The organism is Lactobacillus sp. PV012 (assembly GCF_014522325.1).
Classification (GTDB): domain Bacteria; phylum Bacillota; class Bacilli; order Lactobacillales; family Lactobacillaceae; genus Lactobacillus.
In genome coordinates this window covers 1,053,169-1,069,676 of sequence record NZ_CP041983.1, presented here as the reverse complement: position 1 = coordinate 1,069,676, position 16,508 = coordinate 1,053,169, and the positions used below count along the sequence as shown (strand labels likewise).

Genomic DNA, 16,508 nt, shown 5'->3' with positions numbered 1-16,508 from the left:
AAAGCTCTTCCCAGGTGAGGGAAGAGCTTTTGAAGCAATAATAAAATTAAAGCTTCTTGTTGTACCATTCAACAACAAGTGATTCGTTGATTTCTGGTTCCATTTCATCACGTTCTGGAAGACGTACTAAAGTACCAGTCATCTTAGATTCATCAAATGAAACAAATGATGGACGAGAAACAGTTGCTTCAAGAGCATCCTTAACTTGTTGTAAGTTCTTTGATTTTTCTCTTAAAGTAATTTCGTCACCTGGTTTAACTTCGTAAGATGGAATATCAACACGCTTACCGTTAACTAAAATGTGTCCGTGGTTTACAAGTTGACGAGCTTGTTCTCTAGTAGTTGCTAAACCAAGACGGTAAACGATGTTGTCTAAACGACTTTCAAGTAAGGCCATGAAGTTAACACCGTGCTTACCTTCACGAATCTTACCTGCGCGAATGAATAAGTTTTGGAATTGACGTTCATTTAAACCGTACATCCAACGTAACTTTTGCTTTTCTTTTAATTGTAAGCCGTATTCAGAAACCTTAGCACGGTTATTAGGACCGTGGTCACCAGGTACATAGTTACGACGACTTAATTCTTTACCAGTTCCTGAAAGTGAAATACCTAAACGTCTTGAACGCTTCCAGCTTGGGCCAGTATATCTTGACATAAAATATCCTCCATAAAATAGTTAATAATTTCTGGAGTAAAATATAAGGAATAAGTTCAACATTCGTGCATCTTAAGTTGCATATTTCGCCCAGTGCAGCGCGGGTTACTCGTTCACTAAACTCGTCTTAAGATGTTGACGTTCTTGTCACTTATTGCTGCAAATATTTTACACGGATTCCATTATAACTACTAAAAAGCGGAAAAGCAAGTTTAATTAGTAAAAATCTTCTTAACTATAGCCTGTGGAAGTTACTTATTTTTGCTATAATAAATAGTAATAGTTTTTGGAGGGATTTTATGGCAACAGGAACAATAATCATTATTTTATTACTTATTATTTTAGTTATTGCGGCCGTGAGTGTGATTGGGATCAATAAAACAAATCTCAAAAAAATTGAGCAGCTCCAAAGAATGCGCGCAAGTTTAACCAATCCTACAATTGATGAGGAAATTAAGCGTCTTGAAAAGATGGAGTTAGCAGGGAAGAGTTTAGAAACTTTTAATAAGTGGAAGAAAAAATATAATCGTGTTGAAAATATTGACCGAGCTTCCTTAGATAAGCTTTTAAAAGAAGCTAAAATCGAAAATGGAAAATATAGCTTATTTAAAGCAAATAAATTAATTCGTAAATCACAAGAGTTAGTGCAAACTGCTCAGGAAGACTTAAAGGGAAGCGAGAAGGCTTTTGGTGAGCTTTTAGAGTCAAATCGTGATAACCAAAAACAAAATGCTGCTTTACTGAAAGACTATCAAGCTTTGAGAAAAGAAGTGTTAGCTCAGTCTTATAATTATGAAGTAGCTTTAGATAAAATTGAAGATGAGTTATCAAGTATAGGGAAAGATTTTGATGCAGTTAAAAATCTTTCTGCTCAAGGAGATCACGTAGAAGCTAAGCAAGTTTTAAGTAAGATTGCTGAAAAACTAGGTGTTTTACAAAAGGAATTACCAAAAGTTAAGCAATTTGATAAAGATTTAAAGACAACTTTCCCAGAGCAATTAAATGAGATTAGTACCACTTATAAACAAATGCGCAAAGATAAATTTATGATTAAGGAGGTTTCCGTTCCTGAAGAAGTAAAGAATCTTTATAACCAAATTGACCATAATTTAGATGTTTTGGGAAATCTTGATATTGATGCTGTTGAAAAAAATAATGAAATGATAGCTAGTCAAATTGATAATCTCTATAATATTTTGACAAAGGAATTTAAGGCTAAGCCATTTATTGAAAAGAACCAAGATAAGATTGTGGATCTTCTTGCTCATGGAGCTAATGCATCAGCTAAGTTAGTTAAGAAATTAGAACATATTGATGAAAGTTATGAATTAACTCACGGTGAATTACAAGAAGCGAAAACTTTGGAAAGTGAAGTAAATCACTTGAATGTTGATTTTGGAACAGATACCCAAAAGCTAGCGGATGGAGAAGGAGTTTATTCAGAAATTGAGAATAAATGGCTGACGCTTTTGAAAAAGCTGAAACAAATTGAAAAAAGAGAAAACGAAATTTCTCAAGATGTGGATGGACTCTATGGGGCCGAGCAAATTGCTAATGATTCAATTGAAAAATTTAAGCAAGAGGTTTCAGTAGTTTATCGTCGTCTTGAACGTCGTCAATTGCCAGGAAAGCCTGAAAGTTTCGTTCAGTTATATACTTTAGTAATTAATGAAATTAAAAAGACAAGTGAAGAGCTCCAAAAAGTTCGCATCAATATGGAACATATTTCTGAACAACTTATTCAAATTCAGGAAGATATTGATCGTTTGAAAAAAGAGGCAGAGACAATTTCTTCAGCAGCTGATATGGTGGAATTGATGATGCAATATTCTAATAAGTATCTAAATAATCCAGAAATTAAAAAGGCGCGTAAAGAAACTTTTGATCTTTACCAAAATAAATATGAATACCAAGAAGCACTTGATGTCATTGGAACAGCTTTAGAAAAAGTAGAGCCAGGCGCTTTTGAACGAATTGAAAATGAATATTATGCTGATCAAGAAGAAAATAAAAATAACGAAGATTTTGACGAAGAATAATTGCAGTTTTTGTTAAAATAAGTTATTATCTACTATACAATAGTAAGTGAACGACCATTCTCATGGTCGTTTTTTGAAGGAGAACAGATTTATGATCTATTTTGATAATAGTGCAACAACACAAGTTTATCCTGAAGCACTAGACACTTTTAATAAGGTAACTAAAGAAATTTGGGGAAATCCTTCAAGTTTACATAAGTTAGGGGATCGTTCCCATCAGTTATTAGAGGCCTCACGAAAGCAAATTGCTAATCTTTTAGGAGTAAAACCTTATGAAATCTTTTTTACTTCAAGTGGGAGTGAATCAGATAACTGGGCAATTAAAGGGACAGCGCAAGCAAAGCGAGAATTCGGTAATCATATCATTACGACGAGCATTGAACATGCAGCTGTGACGAATACGGTGAAAGCTTTAGAAAAACAAGGTTTTCGTGTTACAATGCTTCCAGTTGATAAGAATGGTTTTATTAATCCTGAAGATTTAAAAAATGCTTTAGATCGTGAAACCATTTTAGTTTCGATTATGGGAGTAAATAATGAAATTGGCTCAATTCAACCAATTCAAGAAGTAAGTGAAATTCTGGAAGAGTATCCGAATGTAACTTTTCATGTTGATAATGTCCAAGCACTTGGTAAAAATATCTGGGATAAGGTTTTTACACCCAGAGTGGACTTAATGAGTTTATCTGCTCATAAGTTTCATGCACCAAGAGGTACAGGAATTATGTACAAAAAGACCGGTAAGATGGTTGACCCACTAATTGATGGGGGTGGTCAAGAAAAAGGCCTACGTTCAAGTACTGAAAATTTGGCAGGAATTGCTGCAACAGCAAAAGCAATGCGGTTGTATTTAGAAAATGAAGAAAAAAATGCTCAGCGTGAAGCTAGTGTGAAAAATAGAATTGTTGATTATCTAAAGGACAAGCCAGGAATTCAGATTTTTTCACCTGTTAGCGAAAACTTTGTTCCAAGTATTCTTTGTTTTGGTTTAGAAGGTATTCGAGGGGAAACTTTAGTCCATACTTTAGAAGCAAAAGATATTTTTACTTCGACTACTAGTGCATGTTCATCTAGAAGTGAGGTTGAAAGTGGAACTTTAAATTCAATGAAGGTTCGTGATGATATTGCTACTGGGGCGATTCGTTTAAGTTTTGATCCAAGTAATACTATTGAGCAAGCAGATAGATTTATTGCGGAGTTTGATAAAGTTTATAAGCATTTTGCTGAAATTAATCATTTGAAGTAAGGAGGCAGCAGATAGATGCAATATACGGAAGTTATGGTTCGTTATGGTGAACTTTCTACTAAAGGAAAGAATCGTAAGGACTTTATTGGTCGTTTAGCAGGAAATATCACCAGAGTGTTAAAAGATTTTCCAGAAATTGAAATTCATCCTAAGCATGATCGATTACATATTGTATTAAATGGAGCACCATTTGAAGAAATTGATCAACGTTTGAAGAAAGTTTTTGGTATTCAAACTTACTCACCAACTATTAAAGTTGAAAAAAATATCGAAGCTATTAAGAAAACAGCTCTAGAATTAATGCAAGCAACTTTTGAAGATGGGATGACTTTTAAAGTTAATACCCGTCGAAGTGACCATGAATTTGAATATGATACTAATCAATTGAATAAAATGATTGGTGACCATTTATTTGATAATATGGATAACTTAAAAGTTCAGATGAAAAAACCAGATATGGTTTTAAGAATTGAAGTACGCCAAGATGGAGTCTATATTTCTAATCAGTTGATTAAAGGTGCTGGAGGGATGCCAGTTGGTACTGCTGGTAAAGCAGTGATGATGCTTTCAGGTGGAATTGACTCCCCAGTTGCCTCATACTTAGCTTTAAAACGTGGTGTTGATATTGAAATGGTACACTTCTTTAGTCCACCATATACAACAGATAAGGCCTTAGCTAAAGCAAAAGAATTAGCTGGAATTTTAGCAAATTATAGTGGGAAAATTAACTTTATCGCAGTGCCATTTGCAGAAATTCAAGAGCAAATTAAGGAAAAGTTACCTGAAGGTTACTTAATGACTGTTCAAAGAAGATTTATGCTTCAACTTGCGGATCGAATTCGTGAAATGCGTGGTGGTCTTGCAATTTTTAATGGGGAATCGGTTGGTCAAGTTGCGTCTCAAACTTTAGAGTCGATGGTAGCAATTAATGATGTGACCACTACTCCTGTTTTGCGACCAGTAGCTACTATGGACAAAACCGAAATTATTCGTTTAGCTGAAGAAATTGGAACTTTTGATTTGTCTATCAAGCCATTTGAGGACTGCTGTACAATTTTTGCTCCACCTCGTCCTAAAACTAAGCCAAAATTAAAGGACGCACGTAAATTTGAAGATCGTTTGGATGTTGAAGGGTTAATTCAACGTGCGCTTGATGGGATCGAAGTAACTACTATTCGTCCAAATGAGACTTTTTTAGATGATCAAGCACAAATTGATATGAATTTACTTTGATGATAAAATACTACCCGAATATTCAGGGTAGTATTTTTAGTTAAGAAAGATATAGGAGTAGGAAATTTGCAAAGAAATAAAGTATCTTGGCAGTTAATTATAGTCATAGTTTTAATTTTTTGTGGGGTAGTTTTTGGTGTTTGGAAGTTTAATAATTCCAAGAATGTATCTCCGGAACCGGCAGTAGTAGATAATACGAGTACACGTCCCGCTTCATATTCTACGAAGAAATTTAAATCCTTATTACAAAAGCAGTATCCAGACGTTTATAAAAACTTGGATTTTGCTCAAAAGCCAACTTTTTATGTTATTCCAGGTCTAATTAAATCCGCTGCTATTAAGCATAAAGCTCCTGATAAAGGGAAAGTGGGAATTGCTTATGACATGGATCCCCAAGGACTAGCAATTATTCATCACAAATACTTGATTATTTCCGCTTATAGTAAAAGTAAAAAGTATGATTCAGTTTTATGGGTTTTAAACTTTAAGACCGGTCGTTTTATCAAAACGATTGCTTTAAATAATCTTGACCATGTTGGAGGAATTACTTATGATGATGATCACGATCGCTTATGGATAGCAACGATTAATCGGCATAAGCGCGCACAGATTCAATCAGTAACTTTAAATGAAATCGAAAGTTACAATCTCCAGCAACAGAAAAAGCCAATTAAGTTCCATCATGGTACTAATTTAGCTAACCCTAAGCGGACATCTTATTTGACTTATCATAAGGGTAAGCTATATGTGGGGTATTTTGATAAAATTCATGGAGGACAGCTTTTTGCTTATCATCTTGATAAGAAGGGACTTTTGAAAAAAGATAAGAAAGATAACAATCTTGCTGTTCCTGAAGAAAATTGGTCTACTTATCCGCAAATTCAGGGAATTAGTTTTGATAAAAATAATATTTTATTATCATCTTCATATGGTAACTATAATTCCCAATTATTAATTTTCAAAAACAAATTAAATAAGCCTAACTTTAAGTTAAACCTTGCTGAGGCCGATAAAACAATTAACTTGCCACCATATCTTGAACAAATTATTGGAAAAGATGGTGAAATTTATCTTTTATTTGAATCAGCAACTACTCGCTACCGCAAGAATCCAGACTTGTTACATATGGATCGAGTAATTAAGATAAAAGATACTGTAAAGAGCGAGAAGGTTAAGAAAAAATAGAGGAGGGAAATAGAAAAATTCTTAGTATAAAGTACTAAGAATTTTTTTGTGTTCTTGAATAAGAGGAATAAGGTAAAATAAATTTAGAAAGTAACTGTTAATTAAAACTTAAATGGTGGTAATTATGAGAATTGATAAATACTTGGCAAATATGAATGTTGGGAGTCGCAAACAAGTTCATGAATTGATAAAACAAGGAATTGTGACGATTAATGAAAATGTTGTTAAGACACCAAAAGAAAAGGTAAAAGAAAATGATGTTGTAAAAGTTGGTGAGGAAGAAATTAAGTATCAACAATATCATTACTTTTTATTAAATAAACCTAAAGGAGTTTTATCAGCAACTGAAGATCTGCACCAAAAGACAGTAATAGACTTATTAGATCCAAAGGATCGTTATAAGGATATGGCGCCGGTGGGCAGATTAGATAAGGATACCACGGGTTTGCTTTTGTTAACGAATGACGGGCAATTGAATCATGAGTTATTAGCGCCAAGTAAACATGTGGATAAAGTTTATCAGGCTAAAATTGCAGGGATAGTTAGTGAAGAGACAGTGAGAAATTTTGCAGAAGGAATGACCTTAAAAGATGGAACAACTTTGAAACCTGCAAAATTAAAAATTTTGGATACTGATGAAGAAAATGGAACTTCTAAAATTGAAATTACAATTAAAGAAGGAAAGTACCATCAAATTAAGCGGATGTTTGGTGCAGAAGGGATGAAGGTACTTGAACTTGATCGAATTTCAATGGGGAGATTATCTCTACCTGAAGATTTAGCTCAAGGTAAATATAGTGAATTATCAGTGAATCAAATTAAAAATTTGAAAGAAGAAAAATGAAAAAATTAATTATATTATTTTTTCTCACAATTTTTCCATTTGTCTGTGGCATGATGAATATTGCACACCGTGGTGACAGTGATAATGGAAAAACTGTTGAACACAGTTGGTTTGCATATGACCGTGCTGTTTGCGCCCGTGTTAATTATCTCGAACTTGATTTGCAGGAGACAAACGATCATGTATTGGTACTTAGTCACGATGATAATTTAAGCCGAGTTTTTGGTGTGGATCGCAAGATTAGTGATATTACTTATCAAGAATTATCCCAATATGAAAATCGTAATGGGCAACATATTTTAAAACTAAATGATGTTTTTCAGCGTTATCAGGGTAATTCTAAGGTCAAGTTTATGATTGAACCAAAGAGCGATAGTGAAGCGGATTGTAAACAATTGGTTGATCTAATAAAGAAGTATCATTTACAAAAACGAATTCTTTTTGAATCTTTTTCAAAAGATGCTTTAGCAACTTTAAAGCAACTAGCTCCTGAAATTCCTCGGGCGCAGCTTGCGGGAGATTATCAATCACTTGCTACAAGCGAGTATTATGTTTCTGATGCTTATCAAAAGTCAGTTGCAGAGTTTTTAACTAGCCATGACAAAGGGTATCTACTTTGGGGGATCAATAAAGTTAAACAGATGCATAAATTCATGCAGCCAGATAAACTTGTCACTGGAATTTTGACAGATAATCCAGTGGAATTAGCGATGATTTTGTCCAGAAGAAATCATCTAGTACCTGTTTATTCATTAGGAGATTTTCCTCCCCAAAAAATTAATGGTCATATTATTTGGAAAGGAACTATGCTGACGATTGACAGCATCAAACTAGTTAATGATCAGTTATATTATCATGTCACACCAGGAATTTGGGTTGAGGCAAGTAAGTTTTATGAGAAAAATGCTAATGCACCAAAATCGAAATCTGGTTTAATTCATGTTTCAAAGATTACGCCGGTGTACACGGATTTAACTTTTACCCATGCTGCAGGTAAAACTTTGCGTGCAAATAGCTACTGGAATTATTATGCGGTAGCTAAAACAAATGGTAAAACTGCTTATAACTTAGGCGGAGACCAGTGGATAAAATAAAGTTTCATGCTATAAATGTAGAGTATAAAGTAATATAAAAGATAATTGAAGAATTATAAGAATATCAGCTCTTTTTAAATTCTTTAATTCATGCTATAATCAGACACAAAGCAATAATACAAGAGTTGTTGACTCAAGCTTAGAGAATTGGTCCTAGTGCTGAAAGACCTATGAAGTCAACTGGTAGCTTGTTAGCTGATTAATTGAACTAATAGTAGGTTAATTCGGAATTATGCACCGTTACTGCAAAGAAGAGAAAAGTATATCTTATTATACTTTTAACTTAGGTGGTACCGCGGTTAATTAGAATTCAATCGTCCTAGACTTATACAGTCTAGGACTTTTTTAATGGAGGAAATATTATGGCAGATTTAGCCCCAAAATATGATCCATCTGCTGTTGAAAAAGGCAGATATCAAACTTGGCTTGATGAGGATTTATTTAAGCCATCAGGTGACAAAAAAGCTCACCCTTATTCAATTGTTATTCCACCACCAAATGTAACTGGTAAGTTACACTTGGGGCATGCTTGGGATACTGCAATTCAGGATACTTTAATTCGTTTAAAGAGAATGCAGGGATACGATACTTTGTACTTGCCAGGGATGGATCATGCTGGTATTGCTACTCAGGCAAAAGTTGAAGCACGCTTACGTGAACAAGGTAAAGATCGTCATGAACTTGGACGTGAAAAATTCTTAGAACAAGTTTGGGCATGGAAAGATGAATACGCAAATATTATTAAGAGTCAATGGTCTAAACTTGGCTTATCTTTAGATTATTCACGCGAGCGTTTTACTTTAGATGATGGTTTATCAAAAGCAGTTAAGAAGGTTTTCGTAAAACTTTATAATGAAGGCTTAATTTATCGTGGAGAATACATTATTAACTGGGATCCAAAATTAGAAACTGCTTTAAGTGATATTGAAGTAATTCACAAAGATGATAATGGTGCTTTTTACCATATTAAATATCCATTTGCAGATGGTTCAGGCTTTGTTGAAATTGCCACTACTCGTCCAGAAACAATGTTTGGTGATACTGCTGTAGCAGTAGCTCCAGGAGACGAAAGATACAAGGATTTAGTTGGAAAAGAATTGATTTTACCATTAGTTGGACGCCGTATTCCAATTATTGAAGATCAACACGTTGATCCAGAATTTGGTACTGGATTAGTTAAGATTACACCAGCTCATGATCCTAATGACTTTGCTGTAGGTAATCGTCACAATTTGGAAAGAATCAATGTGATGAATTCAAATGGTACGATGAATGATAAAGCTGGTAAATATGCAGGAATGGATCGTTTTGAAGCCCGTAAAGCTTTAGTAAAAGATCTAGAAGATGAAGGTTACTTAATTAAAGTTGAACCTATTGTGCACTCTGTAGGTCACTCAGAACGTTCAGGTGTTCAAGTTGAGCCAAGATTGTCTACCCAATGGTTTGTTAAGATGAAACCTTTAGCAGATAAGGTTTTAGAAAATCAAGATAGTGAAAATAAGGTTAACTTTGTTCCTGAAAGATTTGCCCACACTTTAGAGCAATGGATGGAAAATGTTCATGACTGGGTAATTTCCCGTCAATTATGGTGGGGACACCGAATTCCAGCTTGGTACAATAAAAAAACTGGTGAAATGGTTGTACAAGAAGAAGCACCTAAAGATATCGAAAATTGGGAACAAGATCCAGATGTGTTAGATACTTGGTTCTCAAGTGCTTTGTGGCCATTTTCAACTATGGGTTGGCCTGATACTAATTCAGAAGACTTCAAGCGTTACTTCCCAACTAATGCCTTAGTTACTGGTTACGATATTATTTTCTTCTGGGTATCCAGAATGATCTTCCAAAGTTTGCACTTTACCAAAGAAAAACCATTTGATGATGTTGTGTTACACGGTTTAATTCGTGATGAACAAGGACGTAAAATGTCTAAATCATTGGGTAATGGTATTGACCCAATGGATGTCATTGATAAGTATGGTGCTGATGCACTTCGTTGGTTCTTACTAAATGGTACTGCGCCTGGTCAAGATACTCGTTTTAGTTATACTAAGATGGATGCTGCTTGGAACTTCATTAATAAGATTTGGAATGCTAGTCGTTTCGTAATTATGAACTTGCCAGAAGATGCAAAACCAGCTCATATGCCAGATACAACTAAGTTTGATTTAGCTGACAAGTGGATTTTTGACCGTTTGAATCAGACAGTTGGTGAAGTAACGCGCTTATTTGATGAGTATCAATTTGGTGAAGCAGGAAGATTACTCTATAACTTTATCTGGAATGACTTCTGTGATTGGTATATTGAAATGGCTAAGGTTGCTTTAAATGGTAACGATGAAGAATTAAAGGCTCGTAAGCAAGAAAACTTAATTTGGATTTTAGATCAAATTTTACGTTTAATGCACCCAATTATGCCATTTGTGACTGAAAAACTTTGGTTATCAATGCCTCATGATGGTGAAAGTATTATGGTTGCTGACTATCCAACTACTCATAAAGAATTTGAAAACACAGCTGCTAATGAAGAAATGAACTTCTTAATTGAAGTGATTAAGGCAGTACGTAATATTCGTATGGAAGTTAATGCACCAATGTCATCAGAAATTGATATCTTAATTCAACTAGATGATGAAAATAATCAACATATTTTAAGTGATAATGCAGAGTATGTTGAAAACTTCTTACATCCTAAGACTTTGAAGGTGGATACTGCAGTTGAGGCTCCAACTTTAGCTAAAACAGCCGTAATTCCAGGGGCACAAATTTTTGTACCATTGACAGAATTAGTTAATGTTGACGATGAAATTGCCAAAATGGAAAAAGAAGAAAAACGTTTGGAAGGCGAAGTAACTCGTGCAGAAAAGAAATTAGCTAATAAGGGTTTTGTCGACCATGCTCCTGCAGCTGTAGTAGATAAAGAGAAGGCTAAAAAGGCTGATTATGAAAGTCAATTAGCTGGTGTTCGTCAACGTATTCAAGAGTTAAAGGATAGTAAATAGTGAATTACGAAGAAGTTATTTCTAAAATTGAAGAATTACCACGTTGGCATGAGCGTAATGAATTAATTTACATTAAGCGAGTTTTAAAAGAATTAGGAAATCCGCAAGATAAAATTAAAACGATTCATGTCACGGGCACTAATGGTAAAGGATCAACTTCGTACTATCTACGTAATCTATTAGAAAAGGCTGGTCAAAAAACCGGCCTTTTTGTTTCGCCATATATTGAAAAATTTAATGAACGTATTCAAGTAGGTGGAGAACCGATAGGTAATGCAGATTTAGTAGAAGGATATCTGGCAATTCAGCAGATAATTAAGAAAATCCAAAATGAAGAACCTGATTTTCATCTAGTAACTTTTGAATTTGAAGTAGCAATGGCTTTTTGGATTTTTTATAAGCAACAGGTAGATTATGCTGTAATTGAAGTAGGGATTGGTGGGGAGCATGATAAAACCAATGTCATCGTACCTGAGTTAAGTATTATTACGACAATTGGCTTAGATCATGAACAAATTATCGGGCCTACAATTCAAGATATTGCTAAGGAAAAAAGTGGAATTATTAAGCAAAAAAAGCCAGTAATTGTAGGGAAAATACCTTATCAAGTTAAAGCAATTATTAAAGAAAAAGCGCAAAAATTTTCTGCCCCAATATATCATTTGGGTGAAGACTTTGAAATCAAGGTAAATGAGAACGTTTTATATCAAACTGGCCAAGAACATTATCAATTTAATTGGCGCCCTGAAGTGGAAGCTTTTGATATTGGAATGGCAGTAAAGGCTGTTGAGTTGTTAGGATTACAACTAGATAAAAACGATGTTGAAAAAGCAATTAATCAGACACAAATTCCAGGACGTTATCAAATAGTACAAGAAAAGCCATTAATAGTTGTTGATGGTGCCCATAATGTCCAGGCGATGAAAAATCTTTTGAAGTTTATTCATAACCAAAAAGGTCAAAAAATTCATTTTTTGGTAGGGATGATGAAAGATAAAGATTTAACCCAGGTTTTTGAACTTTTTGATGATAAAGATGAAATAAATTTAACTAGAATTTCCTATCCTCGTGCAGCAAAACTTGAGGACTTTCCCATTGATATTCAAAAAAGAGCCACTTATACTGAAGACTATAAGGAAGCCTTTGATAAAGTCGTTAACAGACTAAAAAAAGATGATATTTTGGTAGTTACAGGTTCATTTTATTTAGTAGGTGCAATCTTAAATTATATCCATCAAGGAAGGAACCAGAAGTGAAAATAGCAGGTATAAAAAATGATATTAAAGGTGTAATTTTTGATATGGATGGTTTGCTAGTAAATTCTGAAAAACTGTATTGGCAAGCTAATATTCAAGCAGCTAAAGAAGCAGGTCTAGATATTCCAGAGAATTCATATCTAAAGTTAGCAGGGGCTAGTGTCAAAAAAATGTCAGAATTTTATGATAAATATTTTCCAACTATTCAAGCACGCGAAGACTTTATCAAAAGAACGGATGAGTTAGTTGCTCAGTGGACAAAAGAAGGAAAGCTAAAATTGCAACCAGGCGTGGCCCAATTTCTTACATATTTAAAAAACCATGATCTTAAAATGGGAATTGCTTCCAGTAATTATAAGAGTGTAATTCAAGAAGATATGAAAGTAACAAAAATCAAGCAATATTTTGATTTCTATTTAAGTTACGATGATGTTTTAAAAAAACAACTAAAAAGTAAACCGGCGAGTGATATTTATGACCTGGCTCAGAAAAGAATGGGACTGCCTGCTAGTAATTTAGTGGTCTTTGAAGATTCTTCTTCTGGAGTTCAAGCTGCTAAAAATGCCCAACTACCTGTGATCATGATTCCTGATTTAAAAGCACCTAGTAAAAAAGATAAGGAAAATGCTACGGCAATTTACTCTAATTTTAATCAAGTACTACAAAATACGAAATAATTTGCGTAAATAATGATGAAAGGAGTTTTTAGATGAACTTGGAAAAAGATCATTATTTATTGCAAAGTGATAAGCAGTTATTTTTTCGTTTGAAAGAATATCTAAGAAAAGAAAAAATTGATAACTTTAATCAATTAAAGGAATATTTAGAGAAGCAAGAAATTCATTCTTTAGAAGATTTATGGAAATTTTTAACTACTACGGATTGTCCTGAAGATTTAACACTTTGCTTAAAAGGGTTAATTTATCGTATTAAAAGGTTACAAAATGAACGTTTAGATCGATTTTCTTCTAGTGCCCAGGTCGGTTATTATTTACAAGACAAATTTTGTGGAAAAACACAAGAAGAGGTTGTAGCGCTATATTTAGATTCAAAAAATAGAATTATTGCAGAAAAATTAATTTGTCGTGGAACTTTAAATAAGTCACTTGCACACCCAAGAGATATTTTTAGGTGGGGAATTATTTATAATGCAGCAAGTTTTATTATTGTTCACAATCATCCTAGTGGTGATTGTACTCCTTCCCAACAAGATATTGATTTTACAAAAAAACTAACCTCTGTAAGTAAATTAGTAGGAATTGATATTCTTGATCATTTTGTTGTTTCGGATGTAGATTACTATAGTTTTAGAGAAATGAAAGTTTTTTAAAGCTTGGTAAATTGTCCCATCTTTAATAAAAGTTTTAATTTTATATGCTATAATAGCAGAGACTAAATAAAAGATACTAATTTAGGATAATTAATTAAATAAACCATTTATTAAGGAGAGATTTTGCGTGTTTGGAATGGGATCGAAAAATATTGGTATTGATTTGGGAACAGCAAACACCCTAGTATATAGTGAAGGCAAAGGAATCGTCTTACGTGAACCCTCAGTAGTTGCAAAAAATACTCAAACTGGAGCAGTAATTGCTGTTGGTACTGAAGCTAAGGAAATGATTGGTAGAACACCTGGTTCTATTAGGGCAATTCGTCCAATGAAAGATGGAGTAATTGCCGATTATGATACAACTGCTGCAATGCTTAAATACTTTATGGAAAAAACCGTTGGAAATTCAAAGCCAGCTATAATGATTTGTGTTCCTTCAGGAGTTACTGAAGTAGAAAAAAGAGCAGTTATTGACGCTGCGCGTGTAGCAGGTGCACGTGAAGCTTATGTAATTGAAGAACCATTTGCTGCTGCAATTGGTGCAGGTCTACCAGTAATGGATCCAACTGGATCAATGGTTGTTGATATTGGTGGTGGTACTACTGATGTTGCTACTATTTCATTGGGTGGAATTGTTTCAGCTCGTTCAATTAGAGTTGCTGGTGATAAGTTTAGTGCAGCTATTAGTGCCTATGTTCACCAAAACTTTAATTTGTTAATTGGTGAAAGAACTGCTGAAGATATTAAGATTCAAATTGGATCTGCTTCTGTTGAAAAAGCAGAAAAAATGGATTCAATGAGCATCAGAGGACGTGATCTAGTTACTGGATTACCTAAATCTATTGAAATTAATGCAGTTGATGTTGCTAAAGCTATTCAAGAATCTGTTCAAAGTATTATTGTTGCGATTAAAGAAACCCTTGAAGAAACTTCTCCTGAAATTGCAGCTGATGTAATTGATCATGGAATTGTTTTAACAGGTGGTGGAGCTTTATTAAAGAATTTACCTGAAGTTATCTCAGATGCAACTAAAGTTCCAGTATTTATTGCGCAGGATCCTCTTGACTGTGTTGCAATTGGTACAGGTGAATCTCTTAAAAATATCGAAGTTATGCGTGGTAAGCATTAATGAAAAGCTGGCAAGCGCCAGCTTTTCTTTTTAGGAATGTGAAATACTTAAGATGAAAAGCTTTATTAAAAATAAAAAATTATTAATTACGGTTGTAACAATTGTAGTAGTGTTAGGTTTACTGACAATTTCAGTAGGACTTAGAAATCGAAAGTCTACGCCATCTTTTGTGCAGCGAGTAGGTAATGATACAATGGCAATTGTGAGTCGGGTAGTTAGCTGGCCCGTAAGTTTAGTAACCAATAGTAGTAAAAGTGTTAGCGACTTAGTAAATGCAGAAAATGAAAATGATCATTTAAGGTCAAAAGTTGATGACTTAGCGCAAACAAAAGTTAGAAATAGCACTTTAGAAAGTGAAAATGCACAACTTAAGGCGGCCTTAAAGTTAAAAGAGACTTTGACAAATTATGATATTATAACTGGATCTGTTATTTCTCGTGCTTCAGATTCTTGGTCAGATGTTTTGATTATAAATAAGGGTACTCAATCTGGAGTAGAAAAAAATATGGCTGTCATGAGTGGTGGGGGAGTTATTGGACGAATTTTAGAAGCAAATCGTACTTCTTCAAAGGTTGAACTTTTGACTAGCACAGATAAATCTGCTAATCGCTTTGCTGTAGAAGCAGAAAGTACCAATGGTAAAAAAGTCCATGGAATTATTTCAGTAATGGATGGAGATCAATTAGCATTTACTCAAGTTATTGATGGAGCTAAGTTAAAAAAAGGTACTAAGGTTTACACAAGCGGAATGGGAGGACGTTCTCCTAAAGGTCTGTTAATAGGAACTGTTAAGAAGACTACTCGAGATAATTTTGGCTTGTCAGATGTAATTGATATTACACCAGCAGGTAATTTGAACGATCCGTCAATTATTTCTGTAGTTAAAAGAGAGGTGTCACAATAATGCGAATTCTTCGCCAATGGTATGTAGCAATAGCATTATTAGTGGCAGTCTTGCTTGATGGGATTTTTGCTTATCGTTTACAAGGTTTTATTTTTCAGGGTGATTTTGGAGCAAGTTGTTGGTTTTCAGTAGTTGGAATCTCTCTAATTGGATTAGTCGATGATCGTAATGTCAATAATATTTGGCTTTGCTTTGGTCTTGGAATATTAGCAGATTTATACTACTATGGCTTTCTGGGTGTTTATACGGTAAGTTTTCCGCTATTATGCTTTTTAGCTCAAAGGGTTGCTAGGATATTACCAGAAGTATTTTGGATGCGGCTAATTGTGACATTAATTGGATATGCTCTTATGGAAATTTATCTGTTTATTGTATTTTCAATTGCTGGAACTATTTCTTTATCGATTTCAAGTTTGGTGTGGAGTTTACTTCCAGGATGGGGAATGTGTTTGATAATTTTCTTAATTACTTATCGTTTCTGGGTAAAATTAGTAGAAGAACACCCATTCTTGGTTTCACAACGCAGATACTTTTTCTAATAAAAAAGACCTTAAATTCTTTACTAAGGAAGAATTTAAGGTCTTTTTA

General features: G+C 34.0%; 14 protein-coding genes. 13 read left to right on the top strand and 1 reads right to left on the bottom strand.

Annotated elements, in window-relative coordinates; all coding sequences use genetic code 11:
• Positions 1 to 46: 46 nt before the first annotated feature.
• The gene (gene rpsD / locus FP433_RS05280; RefSeq protein WP_265484229.1) at positions 47 to 658 is read right to left on the bottom strand and encodes a 30S ribosomal protein S4; all 612 of its coding nucleotides are present in this window, start codon (positions 656 to 658) and stop codon (positions 47 to 49) included.
• 299 nt (positions 659 to 957) lie between these two features.
• Here rpsD and ezrA point away from each other — a divergent pair, with 299 nt between their 5' ends.
• The 13 genes from ezrA (at position 958) to mreD (ending at position 16,459) form a co-directional block, all read left to right on the top strand.
• Complete coding sequence (gene ezrA, locus FP433_RS05275) at positions 958 to 2,697, top strand: septation ring formation regulator EzrA (RefSeq protein WP_265484231.1); 1,740 nt, start codon at positions 958 to 960, stop codon at positions 2,695 to 2,697.
• A 91-nt stretch (positions 2,698 to 2,788) separates the two neighbouring features.
• On the top strand, positions 2,789 to 3,943 hold the full coding sequence (locus FP433_RS05270; RefSeq protein WP_265486524.1) for a cysteine desulfurase family protein: 1,155 nt from the start codon (positions 2,789 to 2,791) through the stop codon (positions 3,941 to 3,943).
• Between the two features lie 15 nt (positions 3,944 to 3,958).
• The gene (thiI, locus tag FP433_RS05265; protein ID WP_265486523.1) at positions 3,959 to 5,176 is read left to right on the top strand and encodes a tRNA uracil 4-sulfurtransferase ThiI; all 1,218 of its coding nucleotides are present in this window, start codon (positions 3,959 to 3,961) and stop codon (positions 5,174 to 5,176) included.
• Between the two features lie 66 nt (positions 5,177 to 5,242).
• A complete protein-coding gene (locus FP433_RS05260; protein WP_265484234.1) occupies positions 5,243 to 6,361 on the top strand; it encodes a hypothetical protein in 1,119 nt (372 codons plus the stop codon).
• 124 nt (positions 6,362 to 6,485) lie between these two features.
• On the top strand, positions 6,486 to 7,205 hold the full coding sequence (locus tag FP433_RS05255; RefSeq protein ID WP_265486522.1) for a pseudouridine synthase: 720 nt from the start codon (positions 6,486 to 6,488) through the stop codon (positions 7,203 to 7,205).
• Positions 7,202 to 8,299 (top strand): glycerophosphodiester phosphodiesterase, encoded by a 1,098-nt coding sequence (locus FP433_RS05250; RefSeq protein WP_265486521.1) that lies wholly within the window; start codon positions 7,202 to 7,204, stop codon positions 8,297 to 8,299. Before FP433_RS05255 ends, FP433_RS05250 begins: the two co-directional genes overlap by 4 nt.
• A gap of 362 nt (positions 8,300 to 8,661) precedes the next feature.
• Positions 8,662 to 11,301, top strand: coding sequence for a valine--tRNA ligase (locus FP433_RS05245; protein ID WP_265484238.1), 2,640 nt, complete (start codon positions 8,662 to 8,664; stop codon positions 11,299 to 11,301).
• Positions 11,301 to 12,557: a bifunctional folylpolyglutamate synthase/dihydrofolate synthase gene (locus FP433_RS05240; protein WP_265484240.1), complete on the top strand. Its 1,257-nt coding sequence runs from the start codon at positions 11,301 to 11,303 to the stop codon at positions 12,555 to 12,557. The genes FP433_RS05245 and FP433_RS05240 overlap by 1 nt, the downstream gene beginning before the upstream one ends.
• Positions 12,554 to 13,234 (top strand): HAD family hydrolase, encoded by a 681-nt coding sequence (locus FP433_RS05235; protein WP_265484242.1) that lies wholly within the window; start codon positions 12,554 to 12,556, stop codon positions 13,232 to 13,234. The genes FP433_RS05240 and FP433_RS05235 overlap by 4 nt, the downstream gene beginning before the upstream one ends.
• 32 nt (positions 13,235 to 13,266) lie before the next feature.
• Positions 13,267 to 13,887, top strand: coding sequence for a JAB domain-containing protein (locus FP433_RS05230; RefSeq protein WP_265484243.1), 621 nt, complete (start codon positions 13,267 to 13,269; stop codon positions 13,885 to 13,887).
• A gap of 127 nt (positions 13,888 to 14,014) precedes the next feature.
• Complete coding sequence (locus FP433_RS05225; protein ID WP_322555904.1) at positions 14,015 to 15,016, top strand: rod shape-determining protein; 1,002 nt, start codon at positions 14,015 to 14,017, stop codon at positions 15,014 to 15,016.
• Between the two features lie 52 nt (positions 15,017 to 15,068).
• Positions 15,069 to 15,920 carry a rod shape-determining protein MreC gene (gene mreC, locus FP433_RS05220; protein ID WP_265484244.1) on the top strand — a complete coding sequence of 284 codons (852 nt, stop codon included), beginning with the start codon at positions 15,069 to 15,071 and terminating at the stop codon, positions 15,918 to 15,920.
• A complete protein-coding gene (gene mreD, locus FP433_RS05215; protein ID WP_265484245.1) occupies positions 15,920 to 16,459 on the top strand; it encodes a rod shape-determining protein MreD in 540 nt (179 codons plus the stop codon). Before mreC ends, mreD begins: the two co-directional genes overlap by 1 nt.
• The last annotated feature ends 49 nt before the right edge of the window (positions 16,460 to 16,508 follow it).